Source organism: Bartonella sp. AC535YNZD (genome assembly GCF_042196625.1).
Lineage (GTDB): Bacteria > Pseudomonadota > Alphaproteobacteria > Rhizobiales > Rhizobiaceae > Bartonella.
The window spans coordinates 1-24339 of sequence record NZ_JBHIQP010000008.1; the positions used below are offsets into that span (position 1 = coordinate 1).

At 41.3% G+C, this 24339-nt stretch carries 34 protein-coding genes; 26 read left to right on the forward strand and 8 right to left on the reverse strand.

Annotation, left to right across the window (positions count from 1 at the left end; all coding sequences use genetic code 11):
* Positions 1 to 261: hypothetical protein (locus tag ACFIM8_RS05860; protein WP_375614624.1), on the forward strand; the 261-nt coding region annotated here is incomplete at its 5' end.
* A gap of 237 nt (positions 262 to 498) precedes the next feature.
* Positions 499 to 1047: an antA/AntB antirepressor family protein gene (locus ACFIM8_RS05865; protein ID WP_375607167.1), complete on the forward strand. Its 549-nt coding sequence runs from the start codon at positions 499 to 501 to the stop codon at positions 1045 to 1047.
* 42 nt (positions 1048 to 1089) lie between these two features.
* On the opposite strand, the gene ACFIM8_RS05870 is transcribed toward ACFIM8_RS05865, so the two are convergent.
* Both ACFIM8_RS05870 and ACFIM8_RS05875 read right to left on the reverse strand, forming a co-directional pair.
* Positions 1090 to 1518 (reverse strand): type II toxin-antitoxin system HicB family antitoxin, encoded by a 429-nt coding sequence (locus ACFIM8_RS05870; RefSeq protein ID WP_375607166.1) that lies wholly within the window; start codon positions 1516 to 1518, stop codon positions 1090 to 1092.
* Between the two features lie 67 nt (positions 1519 to 1585).
* Positions 1586 to 1777 carry a hypothetical protein gene (locus ACFIM8_RS05875; protein ID WP_004859817.1) on the reverse strand — a complete coding sequence of 64 codons (192 nt, stop codon included), beginning with the start codon at positions 1775 to 1777 and terminating at the stop codon, positions 1586 to 1588.
* A 301-nt stretch (positions 1778 to 2078) separates the two neighbouring features.
* Between ACFIM8_RS05875 and ssb the strand changes: the two genes are divergently transcribed.
* Together ssb and ACFIM8_RS05885 are read left to right on the forward strand one after the other, a co-directional pair.
* Positions 2079 to 2525: a single-stranded DNA-binding protein gene (ssb, locus tag ACFIM8_RS05880; protein ID WP_375607165.1), complete on the forward strand. Its 447-nt coding sequence runs from the start codon at positions 2079 to 2081 to the stop codon at positions 2523 to 2525.
* Between the two features lie 10 nt (positions 2526 to 2535).
* A complete protein-coding gene (locus tag ACFIM8_RS05885; RefSeq protein ID WP_375607164.1) occupies positions 2536 to 3078 on the forward strand; it encodes a hypothetical protein in 543 nt (180 codons plus the stop codon).
* Between the two features lie 2 nt (positions 3079 to 3080).
* Here the strand turns inward: ACFIM8_RS05885 and ACFIM8_RS05890 are convergent, their stop codons facing one another.
* Both ACFIM8_RS05890 and ACFIM8_RS05895 read right to left on the reverse strand, forming a co-directional pair.
* On the reverse strand, positions 3081 to 3503 hold the full coding sequence (locus ACFIM8_RS05890; protein ID WP_375607163.1) for a type II toxin-antitoxin system HicB family antitoxin: 423 nt from the start codon (positions 3501 to 3503) through the stop codon (positions 3081 to 3083).
* 20 nt (positions 3504 to 3523) lie between these two features.
* Positions 3524 to 3706 carry a type II toxin-antitoxin system HicA family toxin gene (locus ACFIM8_RS05895; RefSeq protein ID WP_019220217.1) on the reverse strand — a complete coding sequence of 61 codons (183 nt, stop codon included), beginning with the start codon at positions 3704 to 3706 and terminating at the stop codon, positions 3524 to 3526.
* Positions 3707 to 4051: 345 nt separating this feature from the next.
* Between ACFIM8_RS05895 and ACFIM8_RS05900 the strand changes: the two genes are divergently transcribed.
* From ACFIM8_RS05900 to ACFIM8_RS05920, 5 genes are all read left to right on the forward strand, one after another.
* The gene (locus ACFIM8_RS05900) at positions 4052 to 4372 is read left to right on the forward strand and encodes a hypothetical protein (RefSeq protein WP_375607176.1); all 321 of its coding nucleotides are present in this window, start codon (positions 4052 to 4054) and stop codon (positions 4370 to 4372) included.
* A gap of 3 nt (positions 4373 to 4375) precedes the next feature.
* Complete coding sequence (locus ACFIM8_RS05905) at positions 4376 to 4954, forward strand: hypothetical protein (RefSeq protein ID WP_375608670.1); 579 nt, start codon at positions 4376 to 4378, stop codon at positions 4952 to 4954.
* A gap of 541 nt (positions 4955 to 5495) precedes the next feature.
* Positions 5496 to 6026: an antA/AntB antirepressor family protein gene (locus ACFIM8_RS05910; RefSeq protein WP_375614625.1), complete on the forward strand. Its 531-nt coding sequence runs from the start codon at positions 5496 to 5498 to the stop codon at positions 6024 to 6026.
* Between the two features lie 571 nt (positions 6027 to 6597).
* Positions 6598 to 7329 carry an antA/AntB antirepressor family protein gene (locus ACFIM8_RS05915; protein WP_375614626.1) on the forward strand — a complete coding sequence of 244 codons (732 nt, stop codon included), beginning with the start codon at positions 6598 to 6600 and terminating at the stop codon, positions 7327 to 7329.
* Positions 7326 to 7604: a hypothetical protein gene (locus ACFIM8_RS05920; RefSeq protein WP_375607160.1), complete on the forward strand. Its 279-nt coding sequence runs from the start codon at positions 7326 to 7328 to the stop codon at positions 7602 to 7604. The genes ACFIM8_RS05915 and ACFIM8_RS05920 overlap by 4 nt, the downstream gene beginning before the upstream one ends.
* Before the next feature lie 52 nt (positions 7605 to 7656).
* Here ACFIM8_RS05920 and ACFIM8_RS05925 read toward each other — a convergent pair whose 3' ends face one another.
* Both ACFIM8_RS05925 and ACFIM8_RS05930 read right to left on the reverse strand, forming a co-directional pair.
* Positions 7657 to 7962: a BrnA antitoxin family protein gene (locus tag ACFIM8_RS05925; RefSeq protein ID WP_212112990.1), complete on the reverse strand. Its 306-nt coding sequence runs from the start codon at positions 7960 to 7962 to the stop codon at positions 7657 to 7659.
* Positions 7940 to 8206 (reverse strand): BrnT family toxin, encoded by a 267-nt coding sequence (locus tag ACFIM8_RS05930; RefSeq protein ID WP_212112989.1) that lies wholly within the window; start codon positions 8204 to 8206, stop codon positions 7940 to 7942. Before ACFIM8_RS05930 ends, ACFIM8_RS05925 begins: the two co-directional genes overlap by 23 nt.
* Positions 8207 to 8290: 84 nt before the next feature.
* Here ACFIM8_RS05930 and ACFIM8_RS05935 point away from each other — a divergent pair, with 84 nt between their 5' ends.
* From ACFIM8_RS05935 to ACFIM8_RS05985, 11 genes are all read left to right on the forward strand, one after another.
* Positions 8291 to 8860 (forward strand): hypothetical protein, encoded by a 570-nt coding sequence (locus tag ACFIM8_RS05935; RefSeq protein ID WP_375614627.1) that lies wholly within the window; start codon positions 8291 to 8293, stop codon positions 8858 to 8860.
* Positions 8850 to 10796: a phage terminase large subunit family protein gene (locus ACFIM8_RS05940; RefSeq protein WP_375614628.1), complete on the forward strand. Its 1947-nt coding sequence runs from the start codon at positions 8850 to 8852 to the stop codon at positions 10794 to 10796. Before ACFIM8_RS05935 ends, ACFIM8_RS05940 begins: the two co-directional genes overlap by 11 nt.
* 3 nt (positions 10797 to 10799) lie before the next feature.
* Positions 10800 to 11048, forward strand: a complete 249-nt coding sequence (locus ACFIM8_RS05945) for a phage head-tail joining protein (RefSeq protein ID WP_375612364.1) — start codon at positions 10800 to 10802, stop codon at positions 11046 to 11048.
* Positions 11048 to 12592, forward strand: coding sequence for a phage portal protein (locus ACFIM8_RS05950; RefSeq protein ID WP_375614629.1), 1545 nt, complete (start codon positions 11048 to 11050; stop codon positions 12590 to 12592). The genes ACFIM8_RS05945 and ACFIM8_RS05950 overlap by 1 nt, the downstream gene beginning before the upstream one ends.
* The gene (locus ACFIM8_RS05955) at positions 12582 to 13592 is read left to right on the forward strand and encodes a S49 family peptidase (RefSeq protein WP_375614630.1); all 1011 of its coding nucleotides are present in this window, start codon (positions 12582 to 12584) and stop codon (positions 13590 to 13592) included. The genes ACFIM8_RS05950 and ACFIM8_RS05955 overlap by 11 nt, the downstream gene beginning before the upstream one ends.
* Positions 13475 to 13855 (forward strand): hypothetical protein, encoded by a 381-nt coding sequence (locus tag ACFIM8_RS05960; protein ID WP_375614631.1) that lies wholly within the window; start codon positions 13475 to 13477, stop codon positions 13853 to 13855. The genes ACFIM8_RS05955 and ACFIM8_RS05960 overlap by 118 nt, the downstream gene beginning before the upstream one ends.
* A complete protein-coding gene (locus ACFIM8_RS05965; RefSeq protein ID WP_375609570.1) occupies positions 13852 to 14220 on the forward strand; it encodes a head decoration protein in 369 nt (122 codons plus the stop codon). Before ACFIM8_RS05960 ends, ACFIM8_RS05965 begins: the two co-directional genes overlap by 4 nt.
* A gap of 12 nt (positions 14221 to 14232) precedes the next feature.
* Complete coding sequence (locus ACFIM8_RS05970) at positions 14233 to 15309, forward strand: major capsid protein (RefSeq protein WP_375614632.1); 1077 nt, start codon at positions 14233 to 14235, stop codon at positions 15307 to 15309.
* A gap of 1 nt (position 15310) precedes the next feature.
* Complete coding sequence (locus ACFIM8_RS05975; RefSeq protein ID WP_375614633.1) at positions 15311 to 15664, forward strand: hypothetical protein; 354 nt, start codon at positions 15311 to 15313, stop codon at positions 15662 to 15664.
* Between the two features lie 442 nt (positions 15665 to 16106).
* Positions 16107 to 16739: a phage antirepressor KilAC domain-containing protein gene (locus tag ACFIM8_RS05980; RefSeq protein WP_375614634.1), complete on the forward strand. Its 633-nt coding sequence runs from the start codon at positions 16107 to 16109 to the stop codon at positions 16737 to 16739.
* On the forward strand, positions 16736 to 17014 hold the full coding sequence (locus ACFIM8_RS05985) for a hypothetical protein (protein WP_375614635.1): 279 nt from the start codon (positions 16736 to 16738) through the stop codon (positions 17012 to 17014). The genes ACFIM8_RS05980 and ACFIM8_RS05985 overlap by 4 nt, the downstream gene beginning before the upstream one ends.
* Positions 17015 to 17055: 41 nt before the next feature.
* On the opposite strand, the gene ACFIM8_RS05990 is transcribed toward ACFIM8_RS05985, so the two are convergent.
* Positions 17056 to 17352, reverse strand: a complete 297-nt coding sequence (locus ACFIM8_RS05990; protein WP_120100579.1) for a HigA family addiction module antitoxin — start codon at positions 17350 to 17352, stop codon at positions 17056 to 17058.
* Between the two features lie 16 nt (positions 17353 to 17368).
* Entirely contained in the window at positions 17369 to 17683 is a 315-nt protein-coding gene (locus ACFIM8_RS05995; protein WP_375614636.1) for a type II toxin-antitoxin system RelE/ParE family toxin, read from the reverse strand.
* 52 nt (positions 17684 to 17735) lie between these two features.
* Here ACFIM8_RS05995 and ACFIM8_RS06000 point away from each other — a divergent pair, with 52 nt between their 5' ends.
* Genes ACFIM8_RS06000 through ACFIM8_RS06025 form a run of 6 tightly spaced genes read left to right on the forward strand, consistent with a single transcriptional unit; the run spans position 17736 to position 24337 of the window.
* Positions 17736 to 18278 (forward strand): hypothetical protein, encoded by a 543-nt coding sequence (locus tag ACFIM8_RS06000; RefSeq protein ID WP_375614669.1) that lies wholly within the window; start codon positions 17736 to 17738, stop codon positions 18276 to 18278.
* Complete coding sequence (locus ACFIM8_RS06005) at positions 18259 to 18924, forward strand: phage baseplate assembly protein V (protein WP_375614637.1); 666 nt, start codon at positions 18259 to 18261, stop codon at positions 18922 to 18924. Before ACFIM8_RS06000 ends, ACFIM8_RS06005 begins: the two co-directional genes overlap by 20 nt.
* Positions 18921 to 19262, forward strand: a complete 342-nt coding sequence (locus tag ACFIM8_RS06010; RefSeq protein ID WP_375607146.1) for a GPW/gp25 family protein — start codon at positions 18921 to 18923, stop codon at positions 19260 to 19262. The genes ACFIM8_RS06005 and ACFIM8_RS06010 overlap by 4 nt, the downstream gene beginning before the upstream one ends.
* Positions 19259 to 20086, forward strand: coding sequence for a baseplate J/gp47 family protein (locus ACFIM8_RS06015; RefSeq protein WP_375614638.1), 828 nt, complete (start codon positions 19259 to 19261; stop codon positions 20084 to 20086). The genes ACFIM8_RS06010 and ACFIM8_RS06015 overlap by 4 nt, the downstream gene beginning before the upstream one ends.
* Positions 20086 to 21192 carry a phage tail protein gene (locus ACFIM8_RS06020; protein WP_375614639.1) on the forward strand — a complete coding sequence of 369 codons (1107 nt, stop codon included), beginning with the start codon at positions 20086 to 20088 and terminating at the stop codon, positions 21190 to 21192. Before ACFIM8_RS06015 ends, ACFIM8_RS06020 begins: the two co-directional genes overlap by 1 nt.
* A gap of 1 nt (position 21193) precedes the next feature.
* A complete protein-coding gene (locus ACFIM8_RS06025) occupies positions 21194 to 24337 on the forward strand; it encodes a DUF4815 domain-containing protein (protein WP_375607143.1) in 3144 nt (1047 codons plus the stop codon).
* Positions 24338 to 24339 lie beyond the last annotated feature (2 nt).

Genomic DNA, 24339 nt, shown 5'->3' on the forward strand with positions numbered 1-24339 from the left:
TGGGGAGATGGAGCAGAGGAGTATTTTTACAACCTCTATGAATATGAAGACGGCACAAGAGAGTGTGAAAAGTTTGACGGTGGTCAGTACTACACCGTACCAGAGAAGGCAGATTTTAGTACCAAAGCGCAAGTAAAAGCATGGGTTTATGGGGGAAAATTGCCAAAAAGCGTTCTCGATTACGAGCCTCTTATAGACGAGATCAACAGAGAGATCAAAAAACTATCAGAAGCTTCTGAAAAAACAATGATTAGATGCTAACTCATATCAGGAACAACTTGACAAATTTTTAAAAGCCATTAGGTTACGAAGCAGGCTTAAAACACCTGTAACCAATCGGTTCAATAGTATCCCGAAAGATCTGTTGCCCATCATAAGAAATTTTGTCCAGGGTCTTCACATGTATGTCCAAGGGTAACCTAAAGATGTGAAGGACTGAATTGGTTCGGTTGTTTTAGCCCTGGATACTTAAACTTTTAAAACAAAGGAACCAATATTATGAACACTCTTATTAAAATATCAGAAAAAATTATTGATCAAGAAATTGTGCAAACGGTCAATGCGCGTGAGTTACACGCATTCATGGAAATAGGAAAACGTTTCGCTACTTGGATTACGGATCGTATTAATCAATATACATTTGAAGAAGGTAAAGACTTCATAAAAACACAAGATTTGCGGTTCCCAAAATTGGGAAGCGCAAAATCTAGAGCTGTTACAGCAATAGAATATCATCTCACTCTAGACATGGCAAAAGAGCTCTCAATGGTTGAACGCAATGAGAAAGGACGTCAAGCACGTCGTTACTTTATTGAGTGTGAGAAGAAACTAAAAAGCCAATCTGTTGATTATGACCGTGATACACGCTTTGATTTCCCAAAAGATTGGGATAAAATGTCTCCAACTAAAAAGGCTGTTTACATTTATGGACCTCTCCACATGCATCTTGTTAAAGCCTTTACATTGGTAGAAGAAAGCAAACAGTATAAAACACTCATTGAAGAAGCAAAACAGGTCTTAGCAAAATCTGTTGTAAAAGCTGCTTAGATTTAAAAACATAACTCCCCATCTTTAAAGGTGGGGAGGAAGTTAAGCCGCATCTTTGATTGTGATAACAACTTGCTTGCCAAGAACACTCAGTGCTTGCTCTAATGTTTGAAGCTTCGTTGGATAATTGGGATCAAGAATGCGTCTTGCTTCTGTTTCTTTTTTACCCAAACGATGTGCCAATTCTGTTTTTGTGATATTCGCTTCATTAAAGGCTTCTACCACTGCAAGTTTAAGAGCATTCCATGCATCTACCGTAACCTCTACAAGACCTTTATACTGTTGTCGCATTGGTAAAGGCAAACCACGCATAGGATAGCTCCGTAATGCTAACCCTAAAGCTTCAACAGCATTCTCTAATGCCTCTGCTCTATTTTCTCCAGCTGTTATTGCTTCTGGTACATCTGGAAAGGTTACAATAAAACCACCATCTGGATCAGATTCCAGTTTTGCTTGATACGTGTATTCCATATTTAGGTCTCCTCGCCATGATCGAAATGCTTTTGAAACGAAAAATTAAAGCCGTTGAGAGAGTAACTCATACCCCCAACTGCTTTTTTATTATTTTCACGTAAAGTGGGGTCAATTCACCAGATTTTATAACGGTTGTCTTGTCTCCAAAAGTTACCAAATAATGTGACCCTTTACCTGCATCAGGAGCTTCACTGTAATGAATGCCTCTTTTTCTGGCTTCTTTACGTAATTCTCTAAGCAGTGCTTCTCGTTTCATTTAGCCTCCCCTTTCTGCATAAAATGAATATCGCACAAAAAGGTTCGATGGTCAACAATAAATCGAACAAAAAAGTTTGATACAGACTCTTAAATGAAAGGATATTTATTAAAAAGTTAAAAGCAGTAATAAGAAAGCGGTGCCATTTGTGTGACATGTTTTTTTGATGAATAATTTGTCAAATAATATTATAATGTAATACTTAAAAAACTGTTATTAATAAACTGAAATAATTGCATAAATATGCAAATTATGCTAAGATTTTTTATGTATAAATTGCTAATCTAATGGGGCTACAAATATGCTAAATAAAGTGACGTTAATCGGGCGCCTTGGTGCTAATCCCGAAAGCAAAACAATGAATTCTGGAGCTGAAATAGTCAATTTTAGTATAGCAACTTCTGAAACCTATACAGATAAAAAGACCAATCAAAAAATAGAGAAGACAGAATGGCACTCCATTGTGGTTTTTAATCCACATTTAGCAAAAATTGCTCTTCAGTATCTCAGTAAAGGTTCAAAGGTTTACATAGAAGGCAAATTACAAACACGTAAATGGCAAGATAAAAATGGTCATGACCGTTACACAACAGAGATTGTCTTACCACAATTCAAAGGCGAGTTGTATTTGCTTGATGCCAAAAAAGAGCAATCGGCATTCCCTTCACCCATTACTTCTCAAAATTATGCTATCGCTTCAGGTGCTACTGATCATGGCACATCTCTTAACGATAGCATGCCATTCTGATTGAAAAAATATGGCTAAAAGAAAAAAACATGCAAAACGTGGACGTCCTCGTATTAATGGATGTCTCAGAGAACCCAATGGTCGTATCTCGCGAGCAAAAATACCGCGTGAACCGATTGATAAATTGGCAATTGAAATGCGTGCCAAGCGATTTGGTTTGACCATAGAAGATGCTAAAAATCCGCTTTCCGCTACCTATATCGGACGGCTTTATCTGCAAGGTGTGATTAATCAAGATCAGTATGATGCTGCACAAAAATATCTTGAAGTGAGAAATAATTACCTCTGTGCAAAAGCCTTACCAAATGCAATTTATGATGACTTTACTCCATCTTTAAATGAAGAGGCAAAAAAACAATGGATTGAAAAAACTACTCATTACTATGAAGCAATGAAAGAGGTGCTAAAAGAAGCACAATGCCTTTATAGACAGCATAATCTTTATGCCGCACTACAATACATTGTTGTAGAAGAGCAATCGTTACCATATCTTGTTAATTCACTGTGTGTCGTTCTTAATGCGCTTCATAAGCATTTTACACAAAACCGCTAAATTCAAGCAGCATTTTGAATATTAATAGAGATCTCTTTTCCAAGAGCAATGAGAGTAGATTCTAAGGCATCTAATTTGGTTGCGTGGTTTAAATCCAACAATCGGTCAATTTGTATTGGATGAAGTTTTAAAAGACGTACGAGATCAGCTTTGCGTAAGTTTTTTTCAATCATAGCGTTATGTATTGCAATTTTTAAAGTCACCAATGAAGATACTTCAACAAAAGGATAGGCAATATCACGATGTCCAAAGGGAATAAATTCACGATCTTGGAAACGCCCCATAATGACTGTTAAAAGTGCATTTTTAGCCTGTTCCAAAGCTTCTTTTTCATCGTTACCATAGGTAATAAATTCCTGAAAGTCTTTAGAGACGACTAGAAGAGTATCATTGTCATCTTTGATAAATTTGATTGCATATTTCATTTACACCTCCATATTCAGGCTTATTTTAGGTCAAGATCTTTAAGAATCTTCTGGACTAATCCTGTTCCTAATTCTTTTCGCGTACCATGCATAGGTAAAACGGACTTTTTAGAACCACGCTTTACAAGCAAATGCCCTCCCTTCCCTGAGGTAAAACTGCAACCATGCTTTGTAAGATATCTTTTCAATTCTTGACTATTCATTATAATAATATAACATCTAAAATGTTTCAATACAACATAAATGTTGTATTGAAGGAAAATAAAGAACATCTTTTAAAACACCATATTTAGGTAAAAAAATAAAAAAAATACAAGATCATGATTTTTTTGTTGACATAGTGTAAAAAATCGTATTTAATGACAGCATGGCAGTAGTTGTATTGCGTCTAAAATTCAAAAATATCTCCAAAAATTCAGCAAAATGTTAACTTGAAGCGTGGCTAGAAAGCCCTGTTTTCTTGCTAATTCTGGCTAATTAATTTTTCACAAAATAAAAATCAATATTTGACTAATTATGTCATTAATTATGACTCAAAAGGAGCAATGATGAAAGCAATCATCACCAAGCCAATGTGTGTTGTTGGCGATAATAAAAGCACTGTTCGTTTTGAAACTTCAACTCCCAATAATCCATTTGTGGAGATTTCCAATCAAGTCTACGCACGTCTCAAGCGTGCAAATGCTGCTAAACCTTTTGTTGATGTTAAAACAAAAATAAAACCTGACAAGGTAGTTGAACAAATTAAGCAGATAGAACAAGAAGCCGTACAAACATCAACTGAATCAGCAGCTGAGGAAATTCCACTCGAACAACCCAAAACACCTAAAACTTCCAAGCCATCAACACCTACCCCAAAAAAGGCTTAAAAGTTGAAGTTAATCATCCACCAAAAATGGTATCTTCAACAGGCAAAAGATACCTTCACAAGCCTTCAAGCCCCTCGCCTTAATTGGGCTTTGCGTAATGCTCTAAACACTGCAGCAAAACAAGTTGAACGCTTTACTGAAAAGCAAGTTGCTGACATCTCATCAGCCCAAATAAAGGGTATAAGAAAAGGTGTTTATATTAAAGAAAAGGCGACAGCAAAGTTTCTTGAGACAGATATCATTGGTTCTGGAACACCAATACCTCTTAAATTTTTTAAAGCAAAAGAAACAAAACACGGCGTGGCTTACACACTATTTGGAAAGAAAGAAATCTTGCCTCATGGTTTTATTAAGGGTGGGAGTTTTCCAAAGCGCGTTGATTTGAAAATGGGAGGGAATGTGTTTCAAAGAGATGACGGAGATCAATTCCCCATTGCAAAACAAGAAGGACCTTCAATTGCTAAAGTGATGTCCAAGCCAGAGATTGCAAGTGCTATTGTAAAAGAAGCCAATGAAAGACTAATCAAAAACATACAGAGACAACTTAAACGTCAAGAATACGCCGCTAATAAGAAAGGATAGATCATGTTCTCACGCTTTATCTATATGTTACACACAGAAATCTTATTGCTTGACAAGATTCACAAAAAACATATATCGTTAAATCAGGTGCCTAGAAAACACCTTGATAGATAGCGGATAGATTGCCGGAACGATCTCTTCTCCGCACATTGAAGGCTTTGACTCATTCTATGCTCGTCGCATATAATGATCTCGTCGGGTGTAGTTATGCTATACAATACCCTTTTGGGAAAAGCATAACGACGGACTATCTACCGTGTTTTCTAGCACCCGGCATCCTTTGTTGGTTGTCAATACTTTTAGGATTTTTCAAAAAATAATTGACAGTTTCTGTGAACAGCTATAGTCTGATTGGCAGGCTTAAAACACCTCGTAACTAATCGGTTCAACAGTATCCCGAAAGATCTGTTGCCCATCATAAGAAATTTTGTCCAGGGTCTTCGTGTGTATGTCCAAGGATAACCTAAAGATACGAAGGACTGTATTAGTTCGGTTGTTTTAGCCCTGGATACTTTAACTTATAAAACAAAGGACTAATAAGATGAACACTCTAATTAAAATATCAGAACAAGCTGTTGGACAAGAAACTGTGCAAACTGTTAACGCACGTGAATTATATATGTTCTTAGAAGTTAACTCTAAATTTGCAGATTGGATTGTACGCCGTATTAAAGAATATGGATTTTTGGAAAATCAAGATTATGGTTTTACGTTTCTCAAAAATGAGAAACGTAAAAATGTTATAAGTAAAGAATATCATATCACACTAGACATGGCCAAAGAACTTTCCATGGTTGAACGCAATGAGAAAGGTAGACAGGCTCGTCGTTACTTTATTGAGTGCGAAAAAAAGTTAAAAAGTCAATCTGGTGATTATGATAATGATACACGCTTTGATTTGCCAAGTTACTGGGAGGGTATGAATGCTGGTGAAAAAGCTTTGTATCTTTTAGGTCCTATCCATGTGCGTCTTGTTGATGCTTTCAGAGTAGATGAAGAGAATAGAAAATATAAAGCTCTCATTAAAGAAGCTAAGCAGGTTTTAGCAAGGTCTGTTACGAAAGCTGCTTAAGTTTAAAATATGATCTCATCTTCTCCACTTTCAGAGTGGAGAGGATGTTAATTTAAAGAAAATTGCCAATTATGCCTCTCTTTTTCCATAAAAAAGTAAATAAAATCAATGCAAAAGGTACTTCCCAGCGGGTTGGCTTCGTTGCGGGGCAGGCCAGCGCGAACTATCGCTAGCGACAGAATTTTCAAATCGACTGTACATTGTACATATAACACATTGATAAATAACGAATTTAATGTGCACTAATATACACCTTGTACAATAGTGGATTATTTTTTAGAAAAAAGTTTTTACCACTTGACAATATAGCAACAATATGAATAATCGAATCAGGTGCCTGAAAACACCTTAGAAACTACAAGCGGATTGATTGCCGAAATAATCAATCTTCTGGGCATTTAAAGACTTTGACTCATTATGTGCTACATGCATATAATGACCTTGTCGGGTGTGGTTACACTATACAATACCCTCACGGGAAAAGTGTAACGACGGACTTGTAGCCGTGTTTTCAGCGCCCGGCACTCTTTACTGAGTGTCAATTGAAAACCTCTAACTACAAGGAGTTCTCATGAACACTCTTATTCCAATATTGGAACAAACGATTGATCAAGAAACTGTTCAAACGGTAAATGCACGTGACTTGCATGCGTTTTTAGAAGTAAAAACCAGCTTTAAAGACTGGATTATCAGACGTATTCAAGACTGTAAATTTAAAGAAGGGTATGACTTTTGCTCTTTTTTGAGCGAAAGTTCAGGTGGGCGTCCTTCTAAAGAATACCATATCACCTTAGATATGGCTAAACACCTTTCCATGATCGAACGTAATGATAAAGGACATGAAGCACGTCAATACTTTATCAAATGTGAACGGCTTTTGAAACAAGTAGCAACACCACAAGTTGATTATTCCAAACCCGAAGCATTACTGGGTGTCTTGAATCACTTACAAAGTCAAATTGAGCAGAAAGATCATGTCATTGCCGAATTGACTCCAAAAGCAAAAGCTTTGGAAGGTTTAAAGCGTTCTGATGGTTTGTTCGGTTTGATAGAAGCAGCAAAGATGCTTGAAGTACGACCAAAGGACTTAACTGACTACTTGCGTAAACATGATTGGGTCTATCGTCGTGCTCCAGGGGCGCCTCTGTTACCTTATCAGGATAAAATCAAGAAAGGTTTCATGGATTGCCCTGCTATCACCATTCAAAGACCAGATGGTACAGAAAAGGTACTCCCTTCAACAAAAATTACCTCCAGAGGATTAGCATGCTTAAGAGAGCAAATTCATGGAGGTGTACAATGAAGATAGATACCAACTTCTTATGCGATTTATGGATAGCATTATCTCAATTTTCTAATGATGAAAATGTGAGCGACAAAGATTGTAGTGCTCTAGTTCAAACTATGAATGCAATAGAAAAGGTTCTAGTTTTAAAACTTCAAAATGACGTGCCTAATATTACAAAGATTTTGGCAATTCTTACAGATTTTGGAGCCTCAGAATTACCGCATAGTATGGATTCTTTGTTGCGCACTTATGAACCAAATTTCGATAACCCTATTAAAAAGGTTGCTTAAGTTCAAAAACAGAAGTCCCCTCCCCGTTCTCAAAAATAGGGAGAGGGTTATCTTAACAACCGCTTGCTTTTTTTAAAACTTCACCCATACGTGTGCGCCAATCTTTTCCTTGTTTTTTAAAAGAGGCAATAACGTTTGGGTCGAGGCGGAGAGTAACCGCTTGTTTAGGAGATTCAACGGGGGGACGCCCACGTTTACGGCGCTCTTCTGTTACATACTTAAAAAAGGAGGCTGGTAAAACGTCTTTAGCTGGCTTTAAGCGTGCAAGTTCTTCATCTGTCAATGGTGGAGAATCCACAGCGTCCCAATCTTCTTTTGCGTAATCACATCCTGCTTCAAAGGTTTTTTTGATAGTCATTGAAAACCTCTCTTTCTTTTTTATTAGCTCGACGAAAGCTGATAATGGATATTGCTTCATTGCCAAGCTTTGCAAAAACAATAACTGTTGTGCCATCCGCAAAATGTCCAATAGCCTTCATGCGGTTTGAATGGGTTGCATCAATAAAAGCATGTTCCCAGTCAAAGTAAATAACATCAGCAAAGTCAAGCTTATGTTTAACAATGTTTAAAGCTCTTTTTGGTTCATCCCACACTATCTTCATATATTTTATGTACACGAAAAATAAAACCTTGTCAATAATTAAAGTGTACAATAATTCGTATAAACCATTCAAAATGGAGCAACTATGAATAAGAAAACGCGTAAAGGTTTATCGCTTCGTGCGTTTGCCAAAAAGATGCGTGTTTCTCCTAATGCAGTGGTTTCTCGTCTTAAGACAGGGAAGTTTGATAAGGCTCTTTTTGAAGATGGTTCTGTTAATGAAGCGCTTGCAACAGCTATCTGGAATGAGAATCCAACAAAACGCCCTGCTCCATTTTTAGCACCGGATGGCCAACCGCGAACAAAGATCAAACAAGTCTCTACAGAGGGTGCCAATGAATACAAGATTAAACTGGAGCGAATGCAAGTTGCGCTAGCAAAAGAAAAGATTGCACTTGAACGATTGCGTGAAACAACTGTTGATCGTGAAGAAGTGAGAAAAGAAGCATGGAACTTTGGAAGAGCGCATCGAGATACAATGCTCAATTTTGCCTATCGCTTTGGTACTGAAATTGCGGCGCAAGTGGGATGTGATGCTGCGAGCCTTATTGGAGCTATCGATCATCATATGCGCAAAGCTTTAGTAGAAAATGTCGTCCCTGTTTCTTTTCACGATCCCAACATTTTAGAAGAGAATCCAGAACATGATAAGTGATGCTTCGCCCTCGTCCTCTGATGCTGGGCTCTTTTTTTGCTATGCGAATGAAGGACGCCGTCCTGACCCGCCTTATACTGTTTCCCAGTGGGCTGATAAAAATCGTTATTTGAGCACAGTTACGAGTGCTGAGCCTGGGTTATGGAGGACTATACGTACCCCCTATTTACGAGAGATCATGGATAATCTTTCTGTTTATGATCCGACTGAAACAACGGTTGTGATGAAGGGGGCTCAGATTGGAATGTCGGAAGCAGCGTTGAACTTTTGTGGTTATGCCATTCATCATAGTCCAGGACCTGCCCTTTATGTGATGCCGACCGTTGAGACCGCTAAGAAACTGTCAAAGTCTCGTCTTGATCCGATGATTTCAGCTAGCCCTGCTTTAAGTGAACGCATTGCTCCTGCTCGTGCAAGAGACAGTGGAAATACAATGTTTTCAAAGGAATTTTATGGGGGGACATTGATGATTACAGGAGCAAATAGTGCTGCTGGATTGCGTTCTTCTCCTATTCGCTATTTGGTTTTGGATGAAGTCGATGCTTACCCATTGAATGTCGATAATGAAGGCGATCCTGTAACAATTGCTGAAAAACGAACTTCTGCTTTTATTCAACGTAAAATTTTTAAATTGTCCACGCCGACACACCGTGACACAAGCCGTATCGCCAAGGATTTTATGCTTGGTGACCAGAGATATTACAATGTTCCTTGTGATGCGTGTGGTACGCTACAACCGATTTTTTGGTCACAAATCAAGTGGCAAAAAGGCGCCCCCGAAAAAGCTGTTTTTGTTTGTGCGCATTGTGGTCATGAACATGCCGAACATCGTAAGTCCACCTTAATGGCAGAAGAAAACGGTGCTTGCTGGATCGCAACACAGGAGTCAAGTAAGCCTCGTCTGCGTTCTTACCATATTTCAGCGCTTTATTCCCCATGGCTGACTTGGGGCGATTGTGCGCGCGAATTTTTAAGAGCCAAAGAAGACCCTGCTCTTTTGCAAGTTTTTATTAATACAGTACTTGGAGAGCCATGGGAGGATAGAACAGGCGAAGTTGTTGATCCAGACAGCCTTTATGCAAAACGCGAAGAGTATCCCCTTGCACCAGAACAAGCCGTCGTGTTGACAGCAGGCATTGATGTGCAAAATGATCGTTTAGAGCTTGAAGTGGTGGGATGGGGGCGTAGTGAAGAAAGTTGGCATATTGATTATCAAGTGATCCTTGGTGATCCCTCTTCTTTTGAAGTGTGGGACCAATTGGATGAATATCTTGCAAAACGCTGGCCACATCCAGGCTATAAAGAAGGGATTAGGATAACAGCGGCTTGCATTGATACCGGTGGTGGACATACACAGGCAGTTTATAATTATGTACGCCCGCGTGAGGGGCGGCGCATCTGGGGTATTAAAGGACAGGCGGGATGGCGTGCGGTATGGCCACGCCGACCAAGCAGAAACAATAAAGGACAGATTAATCTTTATATTGTTGGGGTTGATGCCGCAAAAGATATCATTACAGCACGATTTAAAAAATCGGGTCCTGAAGCAACGGGGGCTGGTGCAACACACTTTCACAAAAGCCTTGACCTGGAATATTTTGACCAGCTAACCGCTGAAAGAAAAGTCATCAAATATTTTAAAGGCTTCAAGCGTATTGAATGGCAAAAAAGTGAAAAGGCAAGAAACGAAGCCTTGGACTGTAGGGTCTATGCTTATGCTGCTTTACAAGGTCTGATTTCGGCAGGAATAAACCTTAATCGAGAAGTCGATATCTTAGAAGAGCGTTTGGAAAAACTTAAAGTTGAAGGCGCTTTAGAGCAGCCAACATCAGACAATGTGCCCTCTCCTTCTCCAAGAAAATCGCAGGCAGCACAGCCTCAAAAGAAGCCATTCAGAACAGTGATAAATCCTTATATGCGAGGGGATTGGAGGTAATTTGTGGGTGAAACTTTAGAACCAATTAACAGCAAAATTGACAGACTGGAAAGTTTAAAAAGGCGGCGTGAACAAATTGAAGAAGCTCTTTATTCGGGTGCACAATCGGTGCGCCATGGCGATAAGCAAGTAAGCAACCGTTCTGTTGAGGAACTTCGCAGAGCGCTTGAGATGCTGAACATACAAATAGCCAACCTTGAAGGGCGCAAGCGTTCACGCGTTTTCTATTTTAATATATCACGAGGCTATTAATGGCTGGTTTTTTCAATAAACTCACAGGCTTTTTTACAATTTCTCGTCAACACAATCCGCCTTTTGAAGCGGCAAGCAAAAGCCGTCGCATGGGTGGTTTTGATCCCGCAAAAAAACATATCAATAAAGCGATTGAAGAATGCGGTGATACCATTGTTGCCCGTTCAAGATGGCTTTATGACAATGAAGCTCTTTACGGTTCTGCGACTGAAGAATGGGTCTCTGCGGCTGTCAGTGATGGGATTAAACCTTATCCTCGCATTGAAGGTTTTCAAGAAGAAAAGAAAAAGCTTTTAGACTTATGGTGGCAATGGGCTGATGAAGCAGACTACGACGAAGATGCCAGCTTTTATGGGCTGCAAGCAACCATTGCACGAGAGGTCTTTTTAACCGGCGAATGCTTTGTAAGATTGCATTATGTTGACCTTTATGGGCGCTCTGGTGTGCCGCTTCAATTACAAGTTTATCCTACTGAAATGCTGGATCTCACCTATAATGGACCTGCTGAAATTGAAGGCAATTACATTCGTATGGGAATTGAATTCGATGCCAGTGGTAAGCGCGTTGCTTATCATTTCTGGGAACATCATCCCTATGATGATTGTCCTGCAAACAGAGCCTTTAAGAGCCAAGAGCGCATACGTGTGCCTACTGAAATGGTCATTCATATCAAAGAACGCCGGATTGCCGGACAATTGCGCGGTTCTCCCAAAATAACGCGCTGTATGACAAAGATCTTTCAACTCGAATCCTATGATGATGCAGAACTTGATCGAAAAAGGATGGCGGCTCTTTTCGCGGCGTTTGTCAAGGACAATTCCCCAAACGTCGCAAAATTATCCGATAATCGTGATAAAAACGACGTTGAAGAAGAATACGAAGCACCTGCCATTGCACCCGGTGCATCTCTTTATTTAGGAGAGAATAAAGAGGTTACATTCTCTAACCCTGTTGAGGTTGGAGGTTCTTATGAGGCTTTCCAATTTCGCAATATTTCAAAAATTTGCTCGGCTCTCAATATGCCTTATGCCGTTGTGACTGGAGACGTTACGCGCGGTAATTTTTCCAATGTGCGAACCTCTATCATTCAGTTTAGACGGCATGTCAAACAATGGCGTGAACATATCATTGCCTTTCAGTTTAACCGCATTGTTTGGGAACGTTTTGTTGAAATGGCAGTACTTTCTGGACGCGTTCACTTACCCGGATGGGAAGAAAATTCCTTGCCATGGCTTCAATGTGAAAGCTTTGCGCCCCCGCTTGAAATGATTGATCCAAACAAGGATATCACGGCAGAAAAAGAAGAAATTCGTGCTGGCTTGAAAACACGACGCATGGCGCTTGCCGAGCGCGGCTTTGATATCGACAGCATTCATGCCGAACTGCAAGAAGAGCACACAGACGCTCGTGCACGCGGCTTATCTTTTGACACGGATATGGCAGCGCCTTCTGGTGAAAATCAAGCGATTGGTGATGAAGATTCAGAGACTTCTGAGACTTATGAAAACAACCAAGACAGTAAGGCGCAGACAAATGGTGAATAATCTCGACATGCCGTTTTTGGCATCACGGCTTTTTGGAGTTCCACACATGCTTGCCTCCACAAAGCTTGATATTATTCTCAATGCTCTTGCTCCACGGCTTTTTGCAAGTGAAAAGTTTCCCATTGAAGCTTATTCGCAAGGGAGTACAGAAGCTTTAAGACCACCAGAAACCTATGTGGTGCAAAACAATGTTGCTATAATACCGGTTCATGGCACGCTTGTACGCCGCGGTGCATGGCTTGGAGCTTTAACGGGATTGACGTCTTATGAAGGGTTAAGGGCTTCTTTTCGTGAAGCCATGGCACAGCCTGATGTTCATGCCGTCTTACTTGATATTGACAGTGGTGGTGGAGAAGCCGGTGGCATCTTTGATTTGGTTGAAGAGTTTCAAACCCTTTCAAAACAATATAACAAACCCATTTGGGCGCATGCCAATGAATTTGCTTGTTCTGCAGCTTATGCCATTGCTTGTGCGGCTTCTCAAATATGGGTTGCACGCACCGGTGTTGTAGGCTCGATTGGGGTTGTTTGCGCCCATCTTGACCAATCTCGTGCAGATGAGCAACACGGGCTTAAATGGACCTTCGTTTTTGAAGGTGATCACAAAACCCATGGCAATCCTCACGAACCCTTGAGCGATACAGCACAAATAAAAATGCAAGCCGATTGCGCCCTGCTCTACGAAATGTTTGTCGATTGGGTTGCAAAAAACAGACCTCTGAGTGCGGACGCAATTCGTGACACAAAAGCAGAAACTTTTATAGGCACCCAAGCTTTAGAGCTTGGATTAGCAGATGCGCAGGGCACCCTTGCGCAAGCTTTGGAAGCCTTAACGGATTCCATATCACAAAACCCAACATCAACAAAAGAAGGAAAAAACACATGGCACGCACACAATACCGCGCCCAAGAAGAGGATGACGAAAAGATCGTCGACATCATCAATGACGAGGAAGAGGACGAAGACGAAGATGAGGACGAAAATAAACAAGAAAGCATAAAAGCTGCTCTTGAAAAGGAAAGAAAACGTGGCAAGGCACTAACAACCCTTGAAAGGCAAGCAAAGCACTTAGGCGTTTCTTTTGACGCAGCAAAAGCTATTCAAAACGGTATGAGTGTTGAGAAAGCACGCCAGTGTGTATTGACGGCTGCTAGCTCTCAAAGCGCGTCTTTAAAAGTCTCGCCTTATACCCCTCACAGTGATGGAACGAGCAAGGCAAAAATTCATACAAAATGGGAAACAGCTTGGAGGGCAATAAAATGAATAATATTATTTATGAAGACGTACGCAATGGCGCTTATCTTGGACCCTACGATACGGATATGTCAAACGAAGAAGTGGTTTTTGCATCAGGAGCCTTCATTGAAGCAGGAACTGTCATGGGGAAAATTACAGCATCAGAAAAATATGCCCCCCTTAATCCAGCAGCATCAGATGGCAGCCAAATCCCTGCTGGAATTTCTTTTGCCACTGTTGATGCCTCTCAAGCCGATCAACGTGCCGTGATTACAGCACGCTTATGCACTGTAAAAGCTTCTGAATTGCTATGGCCAGATGCCATTACAGATGAACAAAAAAGTGCTGCCATTCAGTCTCTCGAAGATCATAACAATATTTTATTGCGATAGGAGAATGCGCACATGGATATGAACTTTTTTAAACACGACGCTTTCTCTGCCACCACAATGATGAAAGCGATTGAAAACTATGAGTTTCAACCGGGACTTATTAGTTCTCTTGATCTTTTTGAGGAAGTGGAAACAAGCACCACAGTGGTTGGTATTGAAAGACGTGACAATACATTGTCCTTGATTCAAACCAGTGAACGTGGCGCACCTTTGGCAGAAGGTGATAGAGATGGGCGTAATCTTCGGTTTTTCAAAACAACACGGATTGCCAAAAGTGACACGGTGAAATCAGAGGAAATCCAAAACCGGCGTGAATTTGGGACAGAAGATCAACTCGAGACGGCAATGAAATATATTGCCAGAAAACAAAAGAAACTGATTTCTGAAATCGAATTGACATGGGAAAACATGCAACTTGGCGCTGTTCAAGGGGTGGTTCTTGATGCCGATGGTTCAGTGATTGTTGATTGGTACAAGGAATGGGAAATCGCACCACCAAAGCCGATTGACTTTAAATTAAATAATGAAACAACCAATGTTGCTGATCATGTTGATCAAGTCATTATGAAAATGATTGAAGCTTCAAAGGGAGCATTCACTGATCGTTCACGCATTATTGGGCTTTGTGGAAATGAGTTTTTCTCCAAATTGAAAAACCATAAAACAATTCGTGAGACTTATCTCAACACAGCTCTTGCACAAACTTTGAATAGTGCTGGAGGAGTTGCAACACCAAGCGCAATTGGTTCGGGGAGCTTTGGTAGCTTTGACTTTGCGGGTGTGACTTTCATTAATTACCGGAGTATTCATAACTATAATGTGAGTGCGAAGGCTGGAACAAAGCGCGCCATAGGCATTAAGCCTGATGAATGTCAATTCTTGCCTGCCAATGCACCGGGAGTGTTTCAAAAAACCTTTTCTCCTGGAGAAAGCTTGGATTTTGCCAACACGGTTGGAAAACCCCTCTACACGATGCTTATCGTCGACCACGACCGTAATGCATGGGTAAAACCGGAGGTCTATAGCTATCCGCTTTATATTTGCACGCGTCCTGAAATGCTCTTTAAAGCGGTCAGTGGAGGAAAATAACATGCGATGGCATGGGTTGCTTAATAAAATGATTCAAGACGTGCGCAACACTTTTGGGCAACCCGTCATCTACACGCGAAAGGATAATCAACAATCATTTCAAATTACAGCGATTTACACCATTAAACATTCGGAATCGGACGCCGGTGGCAGAATCTCTACCACAATTGCAAGAAAGGAACTTGATCTTTGTATTAATGATATCAGGGGAGTCCCACCAAAACCTCAAGATAGTATTGTGATCATCTCTCCTGAAAACAACAAAGACCCCTCTTCTCAAGAGCAATTCGTGATCACAGATGTCCAAGCCTCTGAATCCGGTATGTATAAGCTTATCTTGCGAGAACAGAAATAATAAGGCATCTTTGTCTAACAAGCAGTTTTGATTATTTTTATAAAAATATCACATTACAACTTGACAATGTTGTAACAATATGAATAATCGAATCAGGTGCCTAACGAACACCTTGAACCAATAGCGGATAGATTGCCGATACAGTCTTTTCTCCGCACATTAAAGACTTTGACTCATTGTATGCTACGTGCATATAATAATGTTGTCGGGTGTGGTTACACTATACAATACCCTAACGGGGAAAGTGTGACGACGGACTATTGGCCGTGTTTGTTAGCACCCGGCACTCTATTTAGAGCGTCATTAACAAACATCTAACCAATAGGAGTTCATAATGAACAATCTTATAGAAATTAGAGAAAGCACTGCTAATAGTGTTAGCACTCAGACTATGTCTAGTCGTGAGATTGCTGAATTGTGCGGTAAATAACACACGCATATTATGCGTGATATTCGAAAAATGTTAGGAGAATTATACTCTGAAAGTACTGAATCCAAATTTGGATTGAGTGAATTTACAGGGTTATACAAAGATTCAACAGGTCGCACTCTCCCTTGTTATAACCTTCCTAAGCGTGAATGTTTAATTCTTGTTTCTGGTTACAGCACTACATTACGAGCAAAGATTATTGACCGTTGGCAAGAGTTGGAAAAGCAGGTAGCTGTTCCACAGATAGACTACTCAAGTCCTCAAGCAATGATAGGCTTTTTGACACATCTACAAAGCCAAATCGAGCAAAAGGATAACACCATTTCTGAATTAGCGCCAAAAGCAAAAGCTTTGGAAGGTTTAAAACGCTCTGATGGTTTGTTTGGTTTAATTGAAGCCGCGAAGATGTTGGAGGTGCGACCAAAAGATTTAACGGATTACTTACGTAAACATGATTGGGTGTATCGACGGGCTCCAGGGGCTCCTCTGTTACCTTATCAGGATAAAATCAAGAAAGGCTTTATGGACTGCCCTGCTATTACCATTCAAAGACCGGATGGTACAGAAAAGGTGCTTCCTTCAACGAAAATCACATCTAGAGGATTGGCATGTTTAAGAGAACAAATCCATGGAGGTGTGCAATGAAGATAGATACCAACTTCTTATGCGATTTATGGATAGCATTATCTCAATTTTCTAATGATGAAAATGTGAGCGACAAAGATTGTACTGCTCTGGTTGACACTATGAGTGTAATAGAAAAAGCTTTGATTTCAAAACTTCAGGATGAACTATCCAATATTACAAAGATTTTAGCAATTCTTACAGATTTTGGAGATTCAGAGTTACCGCATAGCATGGATTCTTTGTTACGCGCTTATGAACCAAATTTCGAGAACCCCATTAGAAAGGTTGCTTAAGGTGAAACATTTCCTTCCCCACTTCAAAGGTGGGGAGGTGGTTAAATTGTACATTCAAATTTATTAATTTTGGCAAATTCATCTGCTTTTTCTGCTTGTAAAATATGAACATCATAAGCAGCTTGCATATTAAGCCAGAACTCAGCTGTCGTATCAAAAAAAGAAGCCAGTCTGAGAGCCGTATCAGGAGTTATTGGACTATTTTCCGCAACAATACGTTCTATCCTCGTGCGTGGAACATTCAATGCTTTTGCAAGAGCATAAGCAGACAAAGCATATTCTTTTAAATATTCCTCCCGTAAAATTTCTCCTGGATGTATTGCAATATAATTTTTCATCTCAACCTCCTATAGATCAATGATAATCTACAATTTCAACTTCATAGACGCCATTAGTACGCCATTCAAAACAAAGACGAAACTGGTTATTAATACGAATAGAATATTGACCTTTACGCTCTCCTTTCAATGCTTCTAAATGATTTCCTGGAGGACTGCGTAAATCTTTAAGATCAACTGCTTTATCGAGCATAAACAATTTTCTTTGTGCTATGCGTACCAATGTTGCAGGAAAACCTTTGGGCGTCTTGCCTTCTAAAAGATCTTTACACCGCTTATCCGCAAAAGATTCAATCACCAAATCACCTCTATTCGTTCTTTTATGTATCATAACATGATACCAGTTTTAAGAAAAGGATAAATATTGAATGACAGAAACATTGATACATCCCCGTGAGACGATAAGAGAAACATTTGTTGCGTTGATAAAGGCAGCAAAAACAGTAGCTGGTGATAATGTTTTCAATATGCGCGATTTCAATTTATTTATTGAAGCAATGCCAGCTATTAATATCTCAACGCAAAGTGAAATCATCGAAGATGGACATGATTTTGGCTTAAGGCGGCGTGTTTTAACAGTAGATGTTGAATGCTATGCAACATGTGAAGAGGGTGCACGCTTTGTTGACCAATTAGCATGGGAAGTTGAAGAGATTTTCCATGCCAACCCCAATCTTAACAACACCGTTGAGACATGCCGCCTGCAAAATATTGCTTTTGCCTTTGGTGATAATGGCGCTTTAGCACTCCACGGTGCAATTTTAACCTTTGACGTGACGCACATAACCAATATCCCCTGCCCTGATGAAGGAAATGCAACCGCAAGAGTTGTTAAACCCCTTGTCGGTTTTAAACCAGAAACAGGTGTGGGAAACGAAGACAAATACCATAAAATTGAAGGTGACTATGTTAGAGCGGCGCGATAAGGAGATCACCGATTTAAAGAGACGCGTAGCCAATATGGTTGTGGTGGGGAAAATTAGCCATGTCGACCATAAAAACGCACGCTATCGAGTAAAAACTGGAGGTCTTATCAGTGACTGGATTCCAGACACACAAGCCCGCGCCGGTAAAACACGCTCTTATGAAGGGCGCGATGTTGGAGAGCAAGTGATTGTTGTTTCATCATCAGGGGATTTATCGCAAGGGATGATTGTGGGTTCCATTCATACAGATGCTAATCAAGCAGCCGATAAGGGCAGCATTCACCGAACGATATACCCTGATGGAACCAGCCTTGAATATGATGATGAACAAAACACCTATGCCCTTAATATAAAATCGGGTGGAAAATTTATCCTAACAATCTCTGATGGCGTATCACTCAAAGGAGATGCTGGTAAGTTAGAGCTCAGCGCACCGGAGGGCATAAAAATCACTTCAGAACGTGACTTTAGTTTAAAGGCAAAGGGCAACATTTCTGTAAAAGCAGACGGGAACATTTCACTCCATTCGCAAGATAGTGTTTCTCTTCATTCAAGTAGCTTAAAGCATAACGGCACCAATGTAGGAGCAACCCATGTTCATGGAGGTGTTTATTCTGGTGGCTCGATGACAGGAGGTCCCAATTGAACAGTGGAATGGACCGTACAACGGGAAAGTCCTTGGTTGGCATAGAGCATTTGCGGCAATCGATTATTGATATCTTATCAACACGCATTGGCACACGGGTGATGCGACGTGATTATGGTTCACGCGTTGCAGAACTCATTGATGCGCCAGTGAATAATGCTTTTGCCGTTGCCCTTTATGCCGCCGTTGCTGAGGCTTTAGACAAATGGGAACCACGTTTTAAAGTGAAAAAAATCGATTTTAAAAGGGGTGAGAATGGACACGTTTCTTTATCCTTTGAAGGCATTTATTTGCCATCGGGCAAGCCCATTACCATGGAAGGATTACTGATAAAATGAGTAAAGCGCTTGCAAAACCGGAAATTATTACAGAACTTTCTTTCGAGGAAATCCGCGCTGCGGCTCTTGCTCATTTAAAAAAACTTTTACCCGAATATACATTTTTGGAAAGTGATCCAGCCGTAAAAGTTATAGAGGCTTTTAGCTATCGAGAATTGCTTTTAAGACAGCGTATTAATGAGGCAGCACGCAACAACATTCTTGATTTTGCAATCGGTGAATCTCTTGATGCCTTGGGAACCTGGCATGGTATTGCCCGCATGGAAGGAGAAAGTGACGAGAGATATCGTGAACGCATACAGCTTCATGCCCGTGGAGGAAACGGAAGTGGAACAGAACCCTATTACAAGCTTATCGCCTTAACAGCCGATAGTCGAGTGAAAGATGCCATTATCTATCGTAAAGGCAAAGACCCAACCATCTATGTTGCTCTTTTTGGTAATAATGAAGAAGGAACAGCCTCTGAAGATCTCTTACAAACAGTTTCACAAGCTCTTCACAGAAAAAATATCATCATGACCAATGATACGATTATTGTGCATGCTGCTGTCAAAAAAGTGCTGGATTTAGAAGCAGATGTTTGGCTGTTACCGGAAACATCTTTGAAAATTCTCACGACAATGGAGGCAAATTTAAGAGCAGCATGGAGACAAGAACAAGCCATTGGTCGTGAATTAAGCCTCTCGTGGTGGGTTTCAAAACTGATGATCCCTGGTGTCCAGAAAGTGATTGCCATTACACCCACAAAGGACAGAGCAGTTTGTGACGAAGAAATCTTATCGATTGGCAAAATCACCTTAAACTTTAAAGGGCGGGCGCGCTAATGGTTGGCTCGCTCCTCCCCTCACATGCAACAGAATTTGAAAAACGCCTTGCCGATGCTTGCAACTTTCATCAAGATGTTGATGGAGCTGTTTTGGGGATTTCACGTGCAAAACTGATCACACGCCCTCCCCGCTTTTTGCCATGGTTGATTGAAGAATATGGACTTGGTGAACTCACACCTTATGTTCCAAACCTCTATGATTTGATTGACCAAGGACTTGCATGGCAAAATATTCGCGGCTCCCTTGCGGCAATAGAGATGGGGTTGAGATGGTTAGAGCTTTCCGCGCGTTTTAAGCCCGCATGGTCTGGGCGTGCATGGTGGAATTCCTTTCAACTTGATTTTGATCACTTGCCTGAACGAACACAGCTTGAAGCCATTGAAGCAATCGTGAGACTTTCCAAAAGTTTGCGCTCTGATTTTCGTCGTGGTGTTTATGGTTATGATGTTGGAGCTGTTGAATGCAATATGTCACACCTTGATGAGTGCATGCTGGACTTCGAGAGTGGCATCTGTCTTACAGCTGGGGGAACTTTGTTTTCCTTTGAACGCACAACAGAAATCAATCATACCTTCACAAAAGAAGAAGGCAAGCTTATTGGCAATTGGATAGATGACTTTGACGAGGAGTTAAGCTGGAACCAAATTGATTACCCTTGGGATTTGGCAAATTTTCCGTGGTGTTCGGTCAAAAAACATGAACGCGACATACTCATGGCAGAATGGTTCCAAAATCGTCCCCTTTATTTGGCTTTAAGAGACGCAAACAACACTCTGATTGGGTATCGCCGATGCTATGCTGTAGCGCCTGTAGAGCAGGTTTTAGAGGGTGTTTATAACCATTGTGGCAACAAATTTAACCCTTCCCCAACCGGCACTCTGTTGTTTCTGGCAGCTCGCACAGACTTTCATGATGTTGCGGACAAACAAGCCACCTCTGTTTCCCTTCTCGTTCATGGCTCTCTTGCACAACAAACCCCTCCTGGCAAGCTTTGGCTTGAAGCTCATGAACTGCGTGATGGTGTAGAAATTCTTAAAACACCGGTCAACATTCCTTTGCGTGCTGATGTTCGCGAACAATTCAAAATTTTATTGAGGTTTTAACATGAAGCATGAAAGTGGTTTACCCTTTGCAATTGACAGATCGGTAGGCAAAGACGAACAACAAAGCGTGGTGTTTTATGGACAGCGCCCTTTTCTTCAAGCGGGTGAACTCAATGAGGTTCAAACCATCATCAGAGGGCGTCATGACCGTTTGGGGCGCCTTGTGGCTAAAGAAGGAGACCGTGTTGAACGCGCTGATGCTTTTGTGAATAAAGAGACAAGGACTGTCACGTTAACAGAGGGCAAAATTTATATCGCAGGCGATATCTTTCCTGTCTCAAATGCTGTCTTGGAGAATATTTCCATGATTGGGCGTGTGGAAATTGGTGTAAAGCTACAAAAGAAATGGGTGACATATGAGGATGATCCAGAGCTGTTGGGGCAAGTTGCCGGCAGTTTGGCAGAAGGAGAGCCCGGAGCGGCACGCGAAGTCGCAAAACTTGTCTGGGCTCTCAAAGATGATGAGCAGGAAGGGGCTTTCTTTCCGGTCTATATCTTACAAGATGGCGTTTTGATTGATCAAAAATCGCCCTCACTCCTTGAACCGGCCATGCAAGCCATTGCGACGTACGACCGCGCCCATGGGCATTATATCGTGGGGGGATGCCGTGTAAGTGCATTGGGAGCAAATAACGGTTGCCAAGTGTTTAGTATTCAAGAGGGAGAAGCCAATATCAATGGCTTTAAACGCAAACGCCTTGCCGCCTTGCGCCATGAAGAGATGGAAGATTTTTCGACAAGCGTTGTTCCTAGCGAAACGCATATTTTTTCGCCCCCAAAAGGGAAAACAAGCTTTACCTTTAAACCCTATTATTTTCCTCTTGCTGATATTCAGTCTCTTTTGTTGACAAAAGAAAAAACCGTTACCGTCACCCGCGGTGCCGTTGCCGCAGGGCGTGATGGCGTGCCGGATAAAAGCATCACCGCGTTTATCAAAATTGTTCAAGGAACTAAAGAATTTAAAGAAGGAACGGATTTTAAAAAAACCGGAGACACCATTGATTGGGCACCGGTGGGAGACGAACCTTTAGCAGGGAGCAGCTATAAGGTGACTTATCGCTATCGTGCAAAAATCACGGCTGATAAGGTAACAGCGCAGGAAATTACAGTATCAGGGGGTGCGGAGGGTGGTGATATCATTGTCAGTTACACTTACAAACTCCCCCGCATTGACCGTATTGGTCTCAACACAGGGGGAAATGTCGTCTATATCAAAGGGATTTCTTCAGACCAACCCATGGCACCTAGTGTCCCTGATGAGGTGTTGTCGCTCGCAACCATTACCAACAATTGGCTTAGTACCCCCCTTGTGGTCAATGATGGCACCCGTGTTGCCCCCTATGATGAGATGTGGCGCTATTTTCAACGGGTGCTTTCCCTTGACCGGTTGATGCAGTTAGAGCGCATTAAAAGCAATGTAGACTCTAAAGAGCCCGTTGCCAAAAAAGGCATGTTCGCTGATCCCTTTCTTGATGATAGTTACAGAGATGAAGGCTTTCAACAAACGGGAGCTGTAGGCAACGGCATTTTGCAGCTTGCCATTGACCCAACATTCTATACTGCTCCTTTAAAAGCGCCTGTCACCCTTGACTGGACAAATGAAGTGATCATTGCGCAAGAGTTGACAACGGCTTGCGAAAAGATCAATCCTTATCAAAATTTTGCACCCTTGCCTGGTACAGTAACCCTTGAACCCGCAACAGACTTTTGGCATGAACAACGCACCGATTGGCTCTCAAGCGTGACCAATCAAATCATTATGGGAAAACATCGCGGCAGTACCATACGTAGAACAGAAGTAAGCGATAATTTCATCAACACACACCAAGAACAAATCGACTTTTTAAGACAAATTACCCTTCACTTTAAAATTGAAGGTTTTGGCAGTAGCGAAATCTTGGAAAGTCTTACCTTTGATGGTGTGGATATTTTGCCAGCGAGCCGCCTTGTTGCCGATAGACAAGGCGTCCTTGAGGGCACTTTCACGATTCCACAAAATATTACCGCTGGTACAAAAAATGTCGTGGCACAGGGGAAAGGGGGCACCATTGCAACGGGACTTTTTACCGGACAAGGTCTGATTGATGTGAAAGTGATGCGGCGCACCACAACAGTGAAGATATGGACGCAATTTGACCCACAAGCGCAAGTCTTTACCCCCGATGAAACACGGCAAATCACTGGAATTGACTTTCATCTTTGTAAAATCGGCAATCAGAACCATGATCTGGTGATTGATTTGGTGACAACCGAAAACGGCTATCCTACCGCCGATATTCAAGCACAAAGCTTTTATTCTATGAAGGGCGCAAAGCTAGGTTGGGCTGGGGCACGCTATGATGTCCCCTTGTTAGTCCCTAATGATCGTCTCACTGCTTTTATCATTAAAACCGATGATGCTGATCATGCCATCTCACTAGCAAAGCTTGGAGATTTTGATGCAGAACACCAAAGATTTGTCTCAAGTCACCCTTACGTGACCGGTCCACGCTTTTCTTCTGTTAACGCACAAAGTTGGAGCGCCCATCAAGATGAGGCTTTAGCCTTTCGAGTGCTCGCTGCACGCTACACACAAACAGAAAAGATTGTCGATTTAGGCACCTTTGACCTTGTAGACTGCTCTGATTTGCAAATACGCGCAGCCATTGAGTTGCCTTCAAGTGAGTGTTCTGTCATCTTTGAAATTGAACGAAACAATGGCACAATTTATCAACTTCTTCCCTTTCAATTGCTCAGTCTTACTGAATATATCAGTGAAAAGGTCAAGCTTCGCGCTATTCTTAAAGGCACCGAGAAACTCTCACCGGTGTTATTTGCCCCTATTCAGTTGATTGCGGGAAAAATCCATAAGGAAGCGACCTATGTCACGCGTGCTTTTGCCTTTGGCGAAAAGGCAAGGTTGACCAGCTATATCAAAACCTTTTTACCGGGTGGTGCAACCTTTTCACTGGAGATGCAACTAGATGATGGTGGCTTCACCCCTTTGAAACTTGACGAAACAGAACAACTCGCTGAACCACTTTGGACAGAACGAAAATTTGTGAGCAGTGACAAAACAGCCAAACAAGCGCGCCTCAAACTCACGCTTACCGGTGGACCTGCTGCGCGGTCCATGGTGAGTGATTTTGGCGCTGGCATATTATGAGG